Source organism: Acetobacterium tundrae (genome assembly GCF_008086615.1).
Classification (GTDB): Bacteria; Bacillota; Clostridia; order Eubacteriales; family Eubacteriaceae; genus Acetobacterium; species Acetobacterium tundrae.
Window position 1 is genome coordinate 39,564 of the sequence record NZ_RXYB01000014.1, and the last position, 16,915, is coordinate 56,478.

At 39.8% G+C, this 16,915-nt stretch carries 16 protein-coding genes and 1 riboswitch; of the genes, 8 read left to right on the top strand and 8 right to left on the bottom strand.

Features of this window, described 5'->3' with window-relative positions; genetic code table 11:
- Nucleotide 1 precedes the first annotated feature (1 nt).
- The 7 genes from FZC40_RS11480 (at nucleotide 2) to FZC40_RS11510 (ending at nucleotide 6,978) form a co-directional block, all read left to right on the top strand.
- Nucleotides 2-1,270, top strand: a complete 1,269-nt coding sequence (locus FZC40_RS11480; protein WP_148604478.1) for an NAD(P)/FAD-dependent oxidoreductase — start codon at nucleotides 2-4, stop codon at nucleotides 1,268-1,270.
- Entirely contained in the window at nucleotides 1,267-1,632 is a 366-nt protein-coding gene (locus FZC40_RS11485) for a DUF1667 domain-containing protein (RefSeq protein ID WP_148604480.1), read from the top strand. The genes FZC40_RS11480 and FZC40_RS11485 overlap by 4 nt, the downstream gene beginning before the upstream one ends.
- A gap of 179 nt (nucleotides 1,633-1,811) precedes the next feature.
- Nucleotides 1,812-2,585 (top strand): GDSL-type esterase/lipase family protein, encoded by a 774-nt coding sequence (locus FZC40_RS11490; protein WP_148604483.1) that lies wholly within the window; start codon nucleotides 1,812-1,814, stop codon nucleotides 2,583-2,585.
- 15 nt (nucleotides 2,586-2,600) lie between these two features.
- Complete coding sequence (locus FZC40_RS11495; RefSeq protein WP_148604485.1) at nucleotides 2,601-3,062, top strand: DUF4358 domain-containing protein; 462 nt, start codon at nucleotides 2,601-2,603, stop codon at nucleotides 3,060-3,062.
- Nucleotides 3,063-3,077: 15 nt separating this feature from the next.
- Nucleotides 3,078-4,478 (top strand): MBOAT family O-acyltransferase, encoded by a 1,401-nt coding sequence (locus tag FZC40_RS11500; protein WP_148604487.1) that lies wholly within the window; start codon nucleotides 3,078-3,080, stop codon nucleotides 4,476-4,478.
- A gap of 10 nt (nucleotides 4,479-4,488) precedes the next feature.
- On the top strand, nucleotides 4,489-5,676 hold the full coding sequence (locus tag FZC40_RS11505; protein ID WP_148604489.1) for a DHHW family protein: 1,188 nt from the start codon (nucleotides 4,489-4,491) through the stop codon (nucleotides 5,674-5,676).
- A gap of 225 nt (nucleotides 5,677-5,901) precedes the next feature.
- Entirely contained in the window at nucleotides 5,902-6,978 is a 1,077-nt protein-coding gene (locus FZC40_RS11510) for an N-acetyltransferase DgcN family protein (protein WP_148604491.1), read from the top strand.
- An 82-nt stretch (nucleotides 6,979-7,060) separates the two neighbouring features.
- Here the strand turns inward: FZC40_RS11510 and FZC40_RS17590 are convergent, their stop codons facing one another.
- Nucleotides 7,061-7,666, bottom strand: a complete 606-nt coding sequence (locus FZC40_RS17590) for a flavin reductase (protein WP_148604493.1) — start codon at nucleotides 7,664-7,666, stop codon at nucleotides 7,061-7,063.
- 228 nt (nucleotides 7,667-7,894) lie between these two features.
- On the opposite strand from FZC40_RS17590, the gene ade reads away from it, so the two are divergent.
- Nucleotides 7,895-9,619 (top strand): adenine deaminase, encoded by a 1,725-nt coding sequence (ade, locus tag FZC40_RS11520; protein WP_148604496.1) that lies wholly within the window; start codon nucleotides 7,895-7,897, stop codon nucleotides 9,617-9,619.
- Nucleotides 9,620-9,735: 116 nt separating this feature from the next.
- On the opposite strand, the gene FZC40_RS11525 is transcribed toward ade, so the two are convergent.
- The 7 genes from FZC40_RS11525 to prfB form a co-directional block, all read right to left on the bottom strand.
- On the bottom strand, nucleotides 9,736-12,102 hold the full coding sequence (locus FZC40_RS11525; protein WP_148604498.1) for a homocysteine S-methyltransferase family protein: 2,367 nt from the start codon (nucleotides 12,100-12,102) through the stop codon (nucleotides 9,736-9,738).
- 135 nt (nucleotides 12,103-12,237) lie between these two features.
- Nucleotides 12,238-12,340, bottom strand: a riboswitch (SAM riboswitch).
- 62 nt (nucleotides 12,341-12,402) lie between these two features.
- On the bottom strand, nucleotides 12,403-12,849 hold the full coding sequence (locus FZC40_RS11530; protein ID WP_148604500.1) for an RrF2 family transcriptional regulator: 447 nt from the start codon (nucleotides 12,847-12,849) through the stop codon (nucleotides 12,403-12,405).
- A 247-nt stretch (nucleotides 12,850-13,096) separates the two neighbouring features.
- On the bottom strand, nucleotides 13,097-13,258 hold the full coding sequence (locus FZC40_RS11535; RefSeq protein ID WP_148604502.1) for a YezD family protein: 162 nt from the start codon (nucleotides 13,256-13,258) through the stop codon (nucleotides 13,097-13,099).
- Nucleotides 13,259-13,427: 169 nt separating this feature from the next.
- Nucleotides 13,428-14,159: a UPF0280 family protein gene (locus tag FZC40_RS11540; protein ID WP_148604504.1), complete on the bottom strand. Its 732-nt coding sequence runs from the start codon at nucleotides 14,157-14,159 to the stop codon at nucleotides 13,428-13,430.
- A 4-nt stretch (nucleotides 14,160-14,163) separates the two neighbouring features.
- Nucleotides 14,164-14,568 (bottom strand): NIL domain-containing protein, encoded by a 405-nt coding sequence (locus FZC40_RS11545; RefSeq protein WP_148568174.1) that lies wholly within the window; start codon nucleotides 14,566-14,568, stop codon nucleotides 14,164-14,166.
- The gene (locus FZC40_RS11550) at nucleotides 14,565-15,731 is read right to left on the bottom strand and encodes a homocysteine biosynthesis protein (RefSeq protein ID WP_148604506.1); all 1,167 of its coding nucleotides are present in this window, start codon (nucleotides 15,729-15,731) and stop codon (nucleotides 14,565-14,567) included. Before FZC40_RS11550 ends, FZC40_RS11545 begins: the two co-directional genes overlap by 4 nt.
- A gap of 51 nt (nucleotides 15,732-15,782) precedes the next feature.
- Nucleotides 15,783-16,878, bottom strand: a protein-coding gene (prfB, locus tag FZC40_RS11555; protein WP_243135804.1) for a peptide chain release factor 2 whose coding sequence is annotated in 2 segments (ribosomal slippage) — nucleotides 15,783-16,802 and nucleotides 16,804-16,878 — 1,095 coding nt in all. Because the reading frame shifts where the segments join, the coding sequence is not laid out codon by codon here.
- Nucleotides 16,879-16,915 lie beyond the last annotated feature (37 nt).

The window sequence follows — 16,915 nt, forward strand, 5'->3', positions numbered from 1 at the left end:
CATGATTTATGATGTTGTTATTTTAGGCGGCGGCCCCGCTGGTTTATCTGCTGCGGTAGAAGCTAAAAAAGATGGCGCGGAAAATGTTCTTATTCTGGAACGGGATCGCGAATTAGGCGGTATTCTGAACCAATGTATCCATAACGGTTTTGGTCTTCATACTTTCAATGAAGAATTAACCGGTCCTGAATATGCGGAACGTTATATTCACCAGGTTACTGACCTTGGTATCCCCTATCTGCTCAATACCATGGTTTTAGACCTGACCGATAACGGCGACCTCAAAACAATTCATGTCATCAACGAAGAAGATGGCTACACCGTTATTCAATCGAAGGCTGTGATCTTGACGATGGGCTGTCGGGAACGAACATCCGGAGCCATTGGTATTCCTGGATACCGTCCATCCGGGGTATTCACTGCCGGCACGGTTCAACGCTATATCAACATGGAAGGTTATATGCCCGGTAAAGAAGTTGTTATTCTTGGCTCCGGAGATATCGGCCTCATTATGGCTCGTCGGATGACTTTAGAAGGCGCTCATGTTAATGCCGTTTGTGAGCTGATGCCTTATTCAAATGGTTTGGTACGAAATATTGTTCAATGCCTGGATGACTACGATATCCCTTTGAAACTAAGCCATACCATTACCTTTATTCATGGTAAAGACCGTATTGAAGGTGTGAGTGTTTCGCAAGTCGATGAAAAAATGAAGGTGATTCCCGGAACTGAAGAATATATTCCCTGCGATACCCTGCTTTTATCCGTCGGTTTAATCCCTGAAAATGAAATCACCCGTACCGCCGGCGTTGAAATGGATGACCGAACCAACGGATCTGTTGTTGGAGAACTTCGCCAAACCTCCATTCCCGGCATTTTCGCTTGCGGTAATGTGGTCCACGTTCATGATCTGGTGGATTTTGTAAGTGAAGAAGCGGTTCTTGCTGGCAAAGGCGCTGCAAAATACGTAAAAGGAACGTTGGATACTAACGTCACTTTTACAACTGTTAATGGAAATGGCATTAGTTATGTCGTTCCTCAACAGGTGGCTATGAAAAATGTCGAGGAAAATGTAACCTTCTACATGCGTGTTCGTCAGGTATTTAAAGATCGGGTTGTCAATGCCTATATCGGTGATCAGCTCGTTGCCACAAAAAAGGAGAAAAAATTACTTCCTGCTGAAATGGTCAATTTCAAAATTGCCAAAGATGTATTAGCCCAATATCCTGCCGGAGAAATCCGCTTTGTCGTAGAGGAGGCCAAAAAATGATCAAAGAATTAACCTGTATCAATTGCCCCATGGGCTGTCAGTTAACCGTTGTGGATAAAAATGATGACGGCAATTATGAAGTTACCGGCAATACCTGTAAACGTGGTCCCAAATATGCAATCAATGAGCTAACCAACCCAACTCGGGTTATTCCTACCACCGTTGTTGTTAGAAATGCCATGCTTCCGCGTCTGCCCGTAAAGACTGCCGAACCTATTCCTAAAGGAAAGATTTTTGATGCCATGAAAGTCATTAATCAAGTCGTTGTCGATGCCCCCATTAAATCGGGCGATATTATAATTGAAAATCTTTTGGGTCTTGGCATTAATGTCGTTTCCACAAAAACCATGGCCAAATGTTAACCTATTAATCTAAAGTGTCAAGGGCCGTCGCTCAGAGATTTTCTGAGCGACGGCCCTTATTTTCATTCAAAATCGTGACATTGAAACAACTAATTTGTTACAAAAAGAACGTTGTATTATCTGCATAATGTGTGATATTGTATTAACTATATGAAAATAACAATTGAAGGTGAATCCCTTTGAAAACAAACAAACTAATCCCCAAAATTAAGACCTCTCCCCGAATAGTTGTGATCATCATCATCCTGATACTAATTATTGGCGTGGTTGTTATTATGAACTTCCAGAATATCGCCAAACAAAACTCAGAAATCAAAGCCGGAGTTGATGAATTGACCTCTTTGGAATCAAGGGATCTTTTTACAATGGAAGAAAAAATTGATTTCATGAAACATGAAGCAGTAGATGCCGGTAATTATCCTGATCTGTTTGATTCTTCTGTTGTTTATGGCGACTCTATCGCTGAAGGTTTAGGACTTTATGGTTATTTGAGCGCTTCTTCGCTGGTAGCGATTCTTGGAAAATCGATTGACAACAGTCAAGAAGATGTTCCCAAGATAGTCGATTTATCTCCTCGAACGCTCTTTATTGAATTGGGTCTAAATGACATCAGCCATCCTGACAGCACGCTTGACTCTTATATTGCTTCCTATGAACAGTTAATTGATGTCATCCAAGAGCAGTTGCCAAACACCCAAATCTATATTTGCAGTATCTTCCCGGTTACGGATAAAGTCCTACAAGAACAACCGGTATTCAGTCAGATTGAAACTTATAATACCGCACTTATCGAAATGGCTAACCGCAAAAATATCCATTATATTGATACCTATACCCTGTTAAAGACAAATCCGCAGTACCATGAGGAAGATGGCATCCATGTGGTAAAGGCATTCTATCCCTTATGGTTGGATAACCTGGTAAAGAATAGTGACCTTTCAAAATTATTATAGAATTGGACAGAACTGATGAAAAAATTCTCCATCATTATACTTATTATCATATTGACTTTCCCTCTTCTTGGCTGCCAACACAACAGCAACCGTTCTTTGACTGATATAGAACCAGATCTTTTAGCTTCTGTTAGTGATTTGGGTATGGTAAAAGGTGAAGGAAAAGATTTAAAACGTTTTTATGGATTAAACGCCAACGATTTTGACGAATATCTCATCTATATCCCGTCAAACTATATGGATGTATCAGAAATGCTGATTGTTAAATCAAACGATTCGGCTCAAATTGATCTTGCTGAAGATGCGATTGAAACACGGGTGACAAAACAGCAGGAGAGTTTTAGCGGTTATGGCCCTGAACAAAGCGCGCTTCTTGATAATTACGAGCTAAAAATAATTGGTAATACCTTATTTTATTGCGTTTCGCCAAACGCAGCTGATCTGAAAGATGCCTTTGTCGCAAGCATGAAAAAATAATAGCAAGGAGTTACTATGGTCTTTAGCAGTATTTTATTTTTGTTTACATTTCTCCCCGTTTCCCTGGGTCTTTACTACATCGTACCCAAACAAATAAAAAATGCCGTATTGCTGTTGGCAAGTTTAATTTTCTATGCATGGGGTGAACCAGTTTATGTCTATCTAATGATCTTTACCATTATTTTCGACTATTCTATTGGAATGATCATGGATAATAAGTCTGCAATTATCCGAAAACGGTTATTTATCCTGACCTTAATCGTAAACCTTGGGGTGCTGTTCTTTTTTAAATACTGGGGATTTCTGCTTGACACCATTAATCAGATTTTTAATCTGGGAATTCCTTATACTCAGCTTCCTTTACCTATTGGAATCTCGTTTTATACCTTCCATATTCTATCCTATTTCATTGATATCTATTTTAGAAAAGCACCTGTTCAAAAGAATATTATTTCCTTCGGATTATATATTACCATGTTTCCGCAACTCATGGCCGGCCCAATTATTCGCTATACTGATATTAATGAACAACTTTCCAATCGACCGGTGAATCAGGAAAAATTTGGAATTGGGGTTGAACGTTTTATTCAGGGTCTTGGCAAAAAAGTGCTTCTTGCAAATAATATCGGCTATATCTGGACCATGATTCAAGCCATTGATGTCGGTCAAATGTCGATCTTAACCGCGTGGATTGGTATTATAGCCTTTACTTTTCAGATTTATTTCGATTTTAGCGGGTATTCTGATATGGCCATTGGTCTTGCCAAAATGTTTGGTTTTGACTACTTAGAGAATTTTAACTATCCTTATATTTCAAAAAGTGTTTCTGACTTTTGGAGACGCTGGCATATCTCTTTGGGGACATGGTTTAGAGAGTACCTCTATATTCCATTAGGTGGCAATCGAGTTCCGATTCCACGGCTTTTTATAAATCTCTGTATCGTTTGGTTTCTCACTGGGCTCTGGCATGGTGCCAGCTGGAATTTTGTGATTTGGGGTCTTTATTACGGCCTCCTCCTTTTTATCGAAAAAGTGTTTCTATCTGCTCTTCTGGAAAAACTACCCGTGTTTCTTCAGCGTTTGTATACCATGCTTTTTGTCATTATCGGTTGGGTTTTTTTCGCCAGTCCAAACTTGGGCTATGCACTTCATTATCTCAGTGTCATGTTTTTCACTGCCGGTGCGCCACTGGTTGATTCAACCGGGGTTTATTATTTGTATACCAATTTCATTTTATTGATTATCTGTGGTGTTTGTTCAACCCCATTCATTCATAATCTATACACAAAACTTATTCACACTGAAAAAAGTTGGATTATTCCAACTGCGCTGGGACTAAATGGCGTCATCGTGTTCCTATCCATTGCTTATTTAGTAACAGAAACATATAATCCATTTTTATATTTTAGATTTTAGGTGAATCCTTATGCGAAAACAAAATACAAGTCAACCTCATGAACATCATAACCGCCCTCTTATTTACAAAAAATACATCAATTATTTAAGTTCATTTTTTGTGGCTCTTTTAATTATTATTCCATTGATAACATTGCTATTGCCGGATGTGAAATTTTCCGCGACTGAAAACCGAATTTTGACACAATTGCCACGTTTTTCCATCGACAGTGTGGTGGATGGACGTTATATGAAAAAGGTCGAAACCTATGCGGCTGATCAACTGGTCGGCCGAAATTTCTGGATTCATGCTAAAACCGATGCCGACCGAATAGAAGGTAAAAATTTCTCAAACGGTGTTTATTTGGGAAAAGATCATACCTTGCTCGAAAACTTTAATCCGCTTGCTTCTGCAGATGTGGAAAAAACGAAAACGGCGTTAAACAATTTTGTGACAAAACATCCTGAACTTAAGCACTACTTTATGCTGGTACCCACTGCTATCAATATTTATAGTGATAAGCTGCCTGCCAATGCGCCGGTTCTTAATCAGAATGATTATATTGATTCCTTTACATCGAGTTTAAATGAAAACACGGTTATCCTTGACCCAAGGCCCATACTGGAAGAAAACAAGGATCAATTACTCTATTATAAAACCGATCATCATTGGACAACGCTGGGGGCCTGGCTTTCTTTTCAAGGTGTTTCCAAATCTATGGGTATTACCCCAGATTTGGACGCCTACACGGTCTATCCGGTAACGAATTCTTTTTCCGGCGCACTCGTTTCTGAAAGTGGTTATTCAATCAAGGATACGGATACTATTGATGTTTACATTCCCAAAAATGATAACGACTATTCGGTTGTCACTTATGTGGAAGAACAAAAAAAGTCACCTTCTCTCTATGCTTCCGATCAACTTACCGGGAAGGATAAATATGCGGTTTTTTTAGATGGAAATCATCCCATTGTTACGATTAAAAATCCCGTCAATAATGGAAAGCACCTACTCGTGCTTAAAGATTCTTATGCTAACGCCTTTATTCCCTTTTTAACCCCTTTTTATAGTGAGATTACGATTGTTGATCCTCGCTATTACTATGACAGCATTGAAACCCTTATTGCTAACGCTAATATAACCGACGTTTTATATCTTTATAACGCCAATACTTTTTTCAGAGATACAAGTCTCGAACCGGTTCTCAATGATATCTAAAAAAGCCCTCGGAAACAGGCTTTTTTAATATCTATTTCTGATACCGGGAATTTTCTTTTAAGTAAATCTAGTGGGTTAGCGTTTAACCATCACTTTATATGGTATAATATATTATGATGTATATCAGACTCTCTTTATTCCCAACCTTTTTTAATCGAAATCAAATTAAATAGTTTGTCTTTTAAAGCAATTGTTCCTGGTTACAACGAAAGGAAGTTTTCAAATATGAAAGAAAAAGCTTTAGTATACTGTGAAGGTCATTTTGGTGATACAGATGGAAAAACAGCAAACGGTTTAATTCGACGTTCTCAAAAATATCAAGTCGCCTGTGTGGTCGACAGCACACATTACGGCATGGATGCCGGTAAGGTTCTGGATGGTACTGAAAATGGCATCCCCATCTATCGTGATTTAATAGATGCCGTAGATAAATTATCGGAACTGCCCAAATACTTTATCTACGGCATCGCACCCAAAGATACCTATTTGTCAAGTGATGAGAGAAGAATTTTTCTCAAAGCGATATCTATGGGTATGAATATCGTTAACGGCCTTCATGAATTTATTTCTGAAGACACCGAATTCAAGCAACAAGCCAAGCGGTATAATGTAAAACTCTATGATATCCGAAAGCCTTTGGCTAATCGTTATCTTCATCTTTTTACCGGAGATATCCTAAAAGTCAAAACCCCCAAACTGGCAATTTTCGGAACAGATTGTGCCGTCGGTAAACGAACCACTGCGATGCTGTTAATTCAAGCTTTAAAAGAACAAGGGCTGCGCGCTTCATTTATCGGAACAGGACAAACGGCTTTGATTCAAGGTGAAAAATATGGAATCGCAATGGATGCCATTCCTTCAGAGTTTATGACCGGTGAATTAGAAAATGCTGTTATGGATGCCGATATCCATGAAAAACCAGATATTATTATTTTGGAAGGGCAGGGTTCACTCAGTCATCAGGCATTTGTCAGCTCATGCGCCATTATCCGAGGGGGAAGGCCAGATGCATTCATTCTTCAACATCCACCCATGAGAAAACGACGAATTGATTTCAATTATCTTAAAATGCCTACAATCAACAGTGAAATCAAGCTTATCGAGGGTTTCTCCCAATCAAAAGTCATTGCACTCACCCTTAATCATGAAGGTATGGGCACTGATGCTATTAAGGAAACCATTAAAACTTATGAGCATGAATACCATCTACCCACAACAGATGTCTTAACCCATGGTTGCAATAAACTTGTTAAAACAATCTTAAAAACATTTCCTGAATTAAAGGAAAAAATTACTATTTAACCAAAAAGAAGCCAATGCGAAAAACGCATTGGCTTCTTGACTTTAATACGATATAATAAAAATAATACCCAACATCTGATAATTATCGAGTTGCATGGTAATAGGCATAGGTCATGGGTTCTTCTTTACTAAACCCATCGCCATCAACGATCTTACCGATAAACATATAATGCGTTCCTAAATCGATGGTCTGTTCAACTTCACACTCGACAAAACACAGTGTTTCCAACAACCCTGGACAGCCTGTTTTTTCACCGGTAATATAGCTTAATGTTTTAAATTTATCAACATCTCTGCCGCTCTGATATCCAAAATGACTGATCAGATTATGATTATCTTTTCCCAGAATTGAAACGCCAAATACTCCGGATTCTCTTACATATTCGGAAGTAAGGGTTTCTTTTCCTAAACAAACACTTGCTTTTAATGGCGAACTTGTAATCTGAATAAAGGTGTTGGATACCATTCCATTTAGCTTCTCGTCTAAGATTGAAGAAATAATATATAACCCATAACTGACGTTGAATAACAATCCTTGAATTGCTTCTCTTTCCTTATCCGGTAAATCATCTGGTAGCTCTTCCACCAAAACAAATTTATCCGGACCGGCTCCACAAATCGGACATTTTTCCGGAGGAGTATCGCCTTCATGTATATAGCCGCATACAGTACAACGCCATTTTTTCATTTTGTTCACCACTTTCTTAGAATTACTTTTCACTTTTACATTTTAGTCACAATAATTTATAAGCAATTTGAAGTCAACGGGATAAAATTACTCTTTTATAATTATATACCTTTTTCTAAGATATTAACATGAAAAATGCATTTTTTTGTAAATATAGGGAATAATATTAATTAGTATTTTGCTTCAAAAAATAAAAAGAGTAAGAAATAAGTGTTAGTAGGTAAGAAAATGAATAAAACTAATCAAATTCAACAAAAGAATATTGCCATATCCAATGGTTTTGAGAAAGCTGATCTTGTTTTGAAAAGAGCTAAAATCATCAATCTTTTTTCTGAAGAAATCCAAGGGGGTGATCTGGCTATTTCAAATGGGTTTATTGTCGGTATTGGTCAGTATGATGGTCTGAGAGAAATTGATTGTTCCGGAAAGTTTATCTCCCCTGGTTTTATTGATGCTCATATGCATATTGAATCAACCATGGTGACTCCTTTAGAACTTGCAAAAGCCATTTTACCGTCCGGAACAACAACCATTATTGCGGATCCTCATGAAATTGTAAATATGGCCGGTAAAATAGGACTGGACTATCTACTAAATACGACCGAAAATATTCCTCTAAATGTATATATCATGCTTCCGTCTTCAGTCCCTGCCACTGAATTTGAAACCAACGGCAGCGGTGCCTTTTTGGTGAACGACATGAATTCTTATCTTAATCATCCCCGTATTCTTGGTCTAGGTGAAGTAATGTGTTTTCCCAATGTCCTTGCAGGAGATCCCGTTATTCTTGAAAAACTCACGATTTGTCGTGATAAAATCTGTGATGGTCATGCCCCTGGACTCTCGGGCAAGGCGCTTCAGGCTTACGCATGTGCCGGGATTGAAAGTGATCATGAATCCACCTCCTTTGAGGAAGCTTATGAAAAATTAGCAGCCGGAATACTAATTCTTATCAGGGAGGGTTCCGCTGCCAAAAATCTCTACGCGATTGTCACCGGTTTATTGGACTCCGGTCTTCCCATGGACCGCTTTCTCTTTTGCACGGATGACAAACATCTGGAGGATATTCATCGTGACGGACATATTCGATGGAACATTAAAATGGCTATTGAACTGGGCATGGATCCGATTAAAGCCATAAAAATAGCAACCCTCAACGCCGCCCAGGCCTATGGACTAAAAAGACTTGGTGCCATCGCACCGGGATACCGTGCCGATTTGGTCATTCTATCTGATCTCCAATCAATGACAGTTGAAAGTGTCTATAAGGATGGAAAACCCCTTGCGCAATATCATTTTGAGAATACAACCGGGGACACCATCGACCCTCGTTTGCTTAATTCGGTCCATATTCATGAATTGTCACCAGCAAAACTCAAACTTCCAGTTTATGAAAAAAATCACGTGATCGAACTGATTCCCAATCAAATTGAAACCAACCATCTTTTCGAGGCCCTCCCCAGCGATGGAAGCTACTTCGTACCCAATGAAACCTACGCCAAACTTTGTGTGATTGAGCGGCATCGAAACACCGGAAATGTGGGGGTTGCTGCAATTAAAGGTTTCGGAATAAAAAAAGGTGCTATTGCCACCACGGTCGCTCATGATTCACACAATATCATAGTCGTTGGCGATAACGATGCCGATATTCTATTAGCCGTGGACTGTTTAGCTAAAATTAAAGGTGGTTATGTTGTCGTCTCTGAAGATAGGGTTCTCGGTTCTGTTCCCTTGCCCATTGCTGGACTCATGAGTCTTGATTCCGGCGAAGCGGTACAGAAAAAGGTAGCTTCACTGATAGCATATGCTCACGATCTTGGCATTCCAACCGGAGTTGATCCCTTTATTACTTTATCATTTATGGCATTGCCGGTTATCCCGTCCCTTCGTCTGACCGATCTGGGTTTGTTTGATGTCAATGCTTTTGCATTAATCAAATATGAAACAGACTGATTGTAATTTTTACGTTAAAAAATCTCAAGGCCAATTATTTATCATTGGATCCTGCGAAAATTCATACCCAATCCAAAGAAATAATTAGCCTTAACTATTGATCTTGTTAGGTTGTCTTATGCAAATACTTTTTTGGCAATATTTGCTCCTTCTCGGGCATCTTTTCCATAATAATCCGCTCCGATAGTTTTAGAATATTCGGGATTCAGGACCGCACCACCAACCATGACCAGCGTATTCGGGCAATATCCTTTGATCTCACTAATCATGATTTCCATGTTTTTCACCGTTGTTGTCATTAAAGCGCTAAGTCCTACCAACCGGATATTTTCTTTTAAAATCACTTCAATAATTGTTTCGGCTTTCACATCCTTGCCTAAATCGATAATTTCATAACCATAATTTTCTAAAATTATTTTGAGAATATTTTTCCCAATGTCGTGGACGTCCCCTTCCACCGTCGCTAAAATGATTTTTCCCTTTGCGACTTGGATTTTTCCAGCCCTTTTCATGGTATCTTTGATCACTTCAAACGCCTTTTGAGCGGTTTCTGCTGCGAAAATCAAATTCGGCAAAAAACACTCTCCCGTTTCAAAAGCATCCCCAACGGCATCCAAACCGGGAATTATTTCATTATTGATAATATCTAATGGCGCTCTTGTTTCTAGCAGTATCTTCGTTGCCTTTCCCGCCTGATCATCAAGTCCTTCTTCAATGATTTCTTTCAGACTTAATGCATCTTTAGTCTTTTCTAAACCCGTCTCTTTTAACGTACTCTCTTTATAAGTATTTGCGTAAGCAATACATTGTCGGTCCAATCCCGATAAAGCCCGAAAAGCGTTAATGGTATCCATCATATCTTGATCACTTGGATTCATAATCGGGTTTGTTAATCCCGCCTCCAGAGCCAAGCCCAAAAATGTGCGATTTAAAAGCTCTCGATTTGGCAGCCCGAAGGAAATATTCGAGACCCCAAGCACCGTCGGAACACCAAGATCATCATGTATTTTTCTGAGCGCAGCGATTGTTTCTTTTACCTCTGCCTGCTGAGCTGAAGCGGTCAAAGCCAAACAATCCAACAGAATATTTTTCTTGTTTATATCAAATAGCTGTGCACAATCAATAATTTTATTGGCAATGGCAACCCGATCTGCTGCTTTTCCGGGGATGCCATTTTCATCCATGGTTAAGCCTAAAACCAGGGCTCCATATTTTTTGGCAAGGGGAAACAATGCATCCATGGAACTTATTTTTCCATTAACCGAATTAATAATGGCTTTCCCCGGATAACTTCGCAATACCGCTTCTATCACTTCCGGATTTGATGAATCGATTTGCAGGGGGCAGTCAACCAATCGGCTGACGGTCACCACCGCATTTTTCATCATTTGTATTTCATCGATGCCAGGCAAACCTAAATTAATATCCAGGATATGCGCGCCATCCTTTTTTTGATCAATGGCCAATTGTGACAATACCGATAATTCTCCGCGACGAAGAGACTCTTTCAAAACCTCATTTGTGGTGGGGTTGATGCTCTCCCCAATCACATGGATATCATTTCCCAATATGACGGTTTTGGTGCTTGATGAAACAAAGCTAAAACCTTTATCTTCAACTTCAAAGAGGGGCAAATTCCTGGTTGTTTGAATCATTCTTTCGATATAGGGCGGGGTCGTCCCACAGCACCCACCTAAAACCAATGCCCCCATTTTCGCTATTTCTACCATGTATCCGGTAAATTCTTCAATATCGATGTCAAATACCGTCTCCCCATTAACCATATGCGGAAGCCCTGCGTTCGGCTCCACCATAATCGGCACACTGGCATAATGAATAAGATCCTTAATGATCGGCAACATGCCATCTGGTCCGGTGGAACAGTTAATTCCGATCACGTCTGCTCCCAATCCTTCTAGAATACTCACCACGGTTAACGCATCGGTGCCCGTTAATGTGCGTTTGTTTTCCTGGTAAGTCATCGAAACGATGACCGGCAAATCCGACACTTCTTTAGCGGCAATCAGCGCCGCCCGAGCCTCGCAGATATCCGTCATTGTTTCAATAACAATCAGATCTGCGCCAGCCGCTTCTCCCACTTCAATGATTTCTTTGAAATAATCCACAGCTTCATCAAAGGACACTTCTCCAAAAGTGCCAATAAGGGTACCTAAAGGTCCGATATCGACTGCTACATAATCGGGGTCAAGTTCCTTAGCATTTTTGACTCCGGCTGATACCAATTGGTTTACCGTAAAATCAGTATTTTTAAGTTTATAGCCATTCACTCCAAACGTATTGGATAATATAATATTTGCCCCGGCATCGATATATAATTGATGAATTTCTTTGATCACTTCAGGGTGGGTTACATTAAGTACCTCCGGTATCGGCCCGATTATATCCAATTTATCCTGGAGTAAACTCCCCATTGCGCCATCTAAATAGAGTCGCTTCTTCTTAAGTATTTCTTTTATATTCACTGATTTTATTCTCCTTCTAAAAAATTTTTCAGCACGCTTTGCAGGTTCTGTGCGATTACCGGGCATCCATTTAGTGATTGCTTTCTCCCATGAAAAAAACCTCGTCGATTCGACGAGGTTAATGATTTTCATTAAACCCCATCATTGCGAACTTTCAGAAATTCGCAGGTATTGGCACCATGCTTGCGCTGGTTGCCGGGTTTCATAGGGCCTGTCCCTCCACCTCTCTGGATAGGTAAATATTCAATTGTTTTTATGAATGATACACTTCAATTCGATCTTTGTCAAGCACTGGATCTTTTAAATATAAAACATGAATCCTTGATCTGAACTGTTTCTTTCTGCTTCTGATACGAGATCTGTTAAGGTAATCTCTTCCAACGTGGATTTGATCGCACTGTCCAATTGATCATAAACGGTGTTTTTCATCGCTGCCTCTATTTCAGGCGCATTTTTCACGATGGATTCTTCGGTATTTTCAAAAAGAGACGTCTCAACCGCAGACAGTATTTCTAAAACAGTAATTCGATAAGGAACGCGTGCTAATTGATAACCGCCATGGGAACCTTTTACAGAGGTTACGATTCCCCCGCGTTTAAGCAAAGAAAAAACCTGTTCCAAATATATTTTTGAGATGCCAAGTTTATCTGAAATGCTTATCAGAGTCACGTATTCATTTTTATTATAACATTGAGCCATGTTCGTTGTTGCCGCCAGCGCATACCGCCCTTTTGCTGATATTCTCATATTAACACTCCATTTCATACATCATAAGTATGTAATCATAATAAATGAAATCAGGCAGATTGTCAAGTACGTATATCCACTCTCAATTGTTTCTATTTTTATATGTTTTTTTATTTTTTACATATTTTTAATAATATCTCTGCCCTTATAAATGTAGCACACATCTTTCATCAATAACCTTAAGCACATTAATCAGATTATTTCTTATCATTCTTATTTTACGATATCCGGTTTGTACTTTTTTAGTTTATTTCATTCTGATCTTTTCATTTTTTTCAATCTGCAGGATCTTCCCATCCTGTATGATCACCGTGACTGAACCATATTGGATTTTTTCTAAAAATTCAATTATTTTTTTTAAATCCCGTTCTTGAACAAAATTCTTTTGTTTATTATGATTCTCCTCCAATATGTTCCTCCTTTTATATTCATATATTTAATATATGAATAGTATGCTTTTTTATAAAGATACCTTATAATATCTTCTTTGTCAATTTTTTTTTACAAAATCACTAAAAAAAGTTATTAAACCACACACCGTGATTTAATAACTTTTTTAAATCTTTTTTAATTTATTATTAGCACAATTCAATTTCTCCCCAGGCCCCAAGCTGATCCTCAATGAGAATAAGCACTCCAAGTATCCCGGGAATTTTGTTTACCCATTCAATCCCTTTGGCCACATCTTCCGGTTTTTTTATGCGGTTGCAAAGAGCCGTCGCTGTTGCATCCGCCAATGGGATATTTTCACTGAGAACCGTTACGGCATCAGCCTTTCCAAAGCTTAGGGAATGCCCCATCACCCCTGAAGAGGTGCAAATCCCCAAAGCCTTTTCGCGCGGATTTATTTTTAAACTAAGATCCTGAAACTGAGAATTTCCGGTATGAATAGCGATCCGGCGGGTCTTACTTGTCTTGATTAAAAGATCCCCCCCATTTTCCACAATAATTTCTTTAGAATAGGGTTTCAATCGTTTCCCGACATATTTTGATACCGCACCTGCAACTGCCGCCATTGGGCCAACACCAGTCATAATTCCGGCCGCCAGCATGTCTGTAACAATCGGAACAGCCAATCGATCCGACTTAAGCGGTATCAGCGATTCGATAAAATTCGGATGTGTGATGTTATAGTCGAAAATGGCTTTTCGAAGCTGTTGAACCTCTTTTAAAACAAGCTGAGATAACAGCGGCTGATTTGCTTTTCCATCAATACCGATAAAAAGGTCGGATTCGAATTCGAGGACCTGGAAATATTCCAGGTCCTCGGATTTCATTTGCTTTCGATAAGTTCGTTCTTCATATGCCATATGATCACATGACGGCATGAATCGCCCGCATTGGACAGGCTTTCACGCATAGCATACACTCAAGACATTTGTCTTCATGATGGATCAATGACCAGTTTTCATCCATTTCAAGGGCATTGACTGCACAAACAGCCGTACAGGCGCCACACGAAATACATTTCTTTTCATCAACGACTACCATCGACTGGACTTCTTTGACCCCAATTTGGTTTTCCCGAAGAAAAACGATTCCGGCATTAAGATCGTTCGCCTCGCCTCTAATCTCCAGCAGAAGCGTTCCTTTGATATTATCATCAATCAGCGCTTTAAGAATGCTAAAATCAAGATTATAGGTTTTTATTAATTCCATCGCCATTGGCTTGCCTGTGGCCACTTTAGGAAAGGATAGCAATATTTTTTTTGTGATCATCGCGATTCTCCTTCCTTTATTTCAAGTCCTTTCAAGGCATTCCCCATGGGAAATGCTTGAATCGGTTCCTGAAGGAAAAATCCGCCCTTTTTAATCCAGTGATTAAGCTCTAAAGCAATTTCTCTTGCTACTTTCAAACTCGACATCGGTGATGTTTTAATAATTTTTCCATTAATGTCCACCGATCCGCTTCTCAGTTCAGCATAACTCACTTTTTTCAGGATTGGATGCCCACCTTTAGAAACACTATAGTCGAGCACATTCGTGTGAAGGTCTTTATTTTCAACCGACACGAAGGACATCATTTCTTCATTTAATATTGGAATCGGAATCCCAACGCCGACAAACATCGATGTTCCGTACTTTTCATACACCGCTCCTCGGATATATTCAGGATTCATCTCCTTCATATTGCCAATCAAGGCTAGTGTCGCCCCTGGTGTCGTCGGGTATCCTTTTTCATCCCTTTCGCAGGCGGTATTAAATTGAGTGCCCATCCAGGAGACGTATCCCTGAGCCCCGCCCAGAAAAATCCGGGTACCCATACCGATTGTTTTTAATAACGGGTCATTAAGGAGTGGACTTAATTCTCCAGCGGTACTGTAGGTGATATTCCCCATGTTGGGTTGCAAAATCCCCATATAAGTGTAGATTCGTTTGCTGGATGTATTGATGGCCGCATTGTAATTCTGGTAACAGTTTCTGGGATTAAATAAATAAGCTTCATTTAAATCAGCCAGGGTCACCCAGGTGTCGATTTCTTTTCGGGGATAGCAGTCGGTTCCCTGGGATTTCGCTACTAAATGCACCTCTTTCCCGGCAATCAAATCATTGATAACATGAGCTCCGCCATATTCTATTCCTCTGTCGTTAGATGGCTGAGTGGCGCCTAAATAAGTATCGACTGCAGCTAAACCGCCGCTTGCTACAACTCCATTTAAGGTGATCTCAGCCATCCGAATGGGGGGATCAGAATGGCCGAAATTAAGGAATGCCCCTGAGGAACACATGGGACCAAAGGTAGCCGTGGTCACGACATCCACATAATCTGCCGCTTCTTTAACGCCCCGTTTTTTTACAATATCAATTACTTCTTCTGCCGTTACTACGACAGCTTCGCCTTTTGCGATTTTCTCATTTATTTCTTGATAGGTTTTTGCCATTTTCCCCTCCAAAATTCTTCATGTTTACCAAACCGACGCTACCCGGTTGTCTCAAACAACCATTGTATTGAGATAAGCATTCATAAAACTATCCAGCTCACCATCCATGACACTTGCTACATTTCCGATTTCCACATTTGTTCGATGGTCCTTAACCATCGTATAGGGATGAAATACATAAGAACGAATTTGGCTACCCCAGGCAATTTGACTATAATCCCCTTTAATGTCCTCAAGCCGATCCATTTTTTCCTGTTCCAAAATTTCCACAAGCTTACCTTTTAACATGCCCATGGCCACTTCCTTATTCTGATGCTGGGATCGCTCATTTTGACATTGAACCACAATTCCAGTTTTAAGATGAGTAATTCGTATCGCAGAATCCGTTTTATTGATATGTTGTCCGCCAGCCCCACTGGCTCGAAAAGTATCAATCCGGATATCGTCAGGCAGTATCTCTATTTCAACGGTATCATCGACCTCAGGAGAAACATCCAGTGATGCAAAGGATGTATGCCGACGACCGGATGAATCAAAAGGAGAAATTCTCACCAGGCGATGCACACCACGCTCTGTTTTTAAATAACCGTAAGCATTCACCCCTTCAATCAGCAGGGTAACGCTTTTTATTCCGGCAACATCACCAGGCTGAAGATCCAGGGTTTTTACTTTGTACCCTTTTTTTTCTGCCCAGCGAGTATACATCCGCAGCAGCATTTCCGCCCAATCCTGGGACTCCGTTCCGCCTGCTCCGGGATGAAGAGAAATAATTGCATTATTGCTGTCATATTCTCCGGAAAGAAGGGTCTCAACGCGAAAGCGATCTAATTTTTCACTAAGCTCATTGATGGCTTCTGCAAACCCTTCCAACTGCTCCCCTTCTTCCACCAATTCAAGCATGACAAGAACATCGTCCAGCGACTCCGCAAGGGCATTGTACTGATCGACTTTTAACTTTATTAATTTTAATTCCTTTAAAACAATTTGAGCGCTTTTTTGATCATTCCAAAAATCAGCGCTTTCTGTTTTCTTTTGCAGTTCTTCTATTTGACCAACCAGTTTGGGTAAGTCAAAGGGAATCCCCCAATTCTTTTAGTTTTATTTCCATTGCATTAATGATTTGTTTTTCTTCATACAAATCGATCACAACGATCACTTCCTTCCCGTTTTATACTCATTGTTTA

What these genes read in the sequence shown, in the direction of transcription:
- FZC40_RS11480 (WP_148604478.1), top strand. Translation starts at nt 2, where the DNA reads ATGATTTATGATGTTGTTATTTTAGGCGGCGGCCCCGCTGGTTTATCT.
- FZC40_RS11485 (WP_148604480.1), top strand. Translation starts at nt 1,267, where the DNA reads ATGATCAAAGAATTAACCTGTATCAATTGCCCCATGGGCTGTCAGTTA.
- FZC40_RS11495 (WP_148604485.1), top strand. Translation starts at nt 2,601, where the DNA reads ATGAAAAAATTCTCCATCATTATACTTATTATCATATTGACTTTCCCT.
- FZC40_RS11500 (WP_148604487.1), top strand. Translation starts at nt 3,078, where the DNA reads ATGGTCTTTAGCAGTATTTTATTTTTGTTTACATTTCTCCCCGTTTCC.
- FZC40_RS11505 (WP_148604489.1), top strand. Translation starts at nt 4,489, where the DNA reads ATGCGAAAACAAAATACAAGTCAACCTCATGAACATCATAACCGCCCT.
- FZC40_RS11510 (WP_148604491.1), top strand. Translation starts at nt 5,902, where the DNA reads ATGAAAGAAAAAGCTTTAGTATACTGTGAAGGTCATTTTGGTGATACA.
- FZC40_RS17590 (WP_148604493.1), bottom strand. Translation starts at nt 7,666, where the DNA reads ATGAAAAAATGGCGTTGTACTGTATGCGGCTATATACATGAAGGCGAT.
- ade (WP_148604496.1), top strand. Translation starts at nt 7,895, where the DNA reads ATGAATAAAACTAATCAAATTCAACAAAAGAATATTGCCATATCCAAT.
- FZC40_RS11530 (WP_148604500.1), bottom strand. Translation starts at nt 12,849, where the DNA reads ATGAGAATATCAGCAAAAGGGCGGTATGCGCTGGCGGCAACAACGAAC.
- FZC40_RS11540 (WP_148604504.1), bottom strand. Translation starts at nt 14,159, where the DNA reads ATGGCATATGAAGAACGAACTTATCGAAAGCAAATGAAATCCGAGGAC.
- FZC40_RS11545 (WP_148568174.1), bottom strand. Translation starts at nt 14,568, where the DNA reads ATGATCACAAAAAAAATATTGCTATCCTTTCCTAAAGTGGCCACAGGC.
- FZC40_RS11550 (WP_148604506.1), bottom strand. Translation starts at nt 15,731, where the DNA reads ATGGCAAAAACCTATCAAGAAATAAATGAGAAAATCGCAAAAGGCGAA.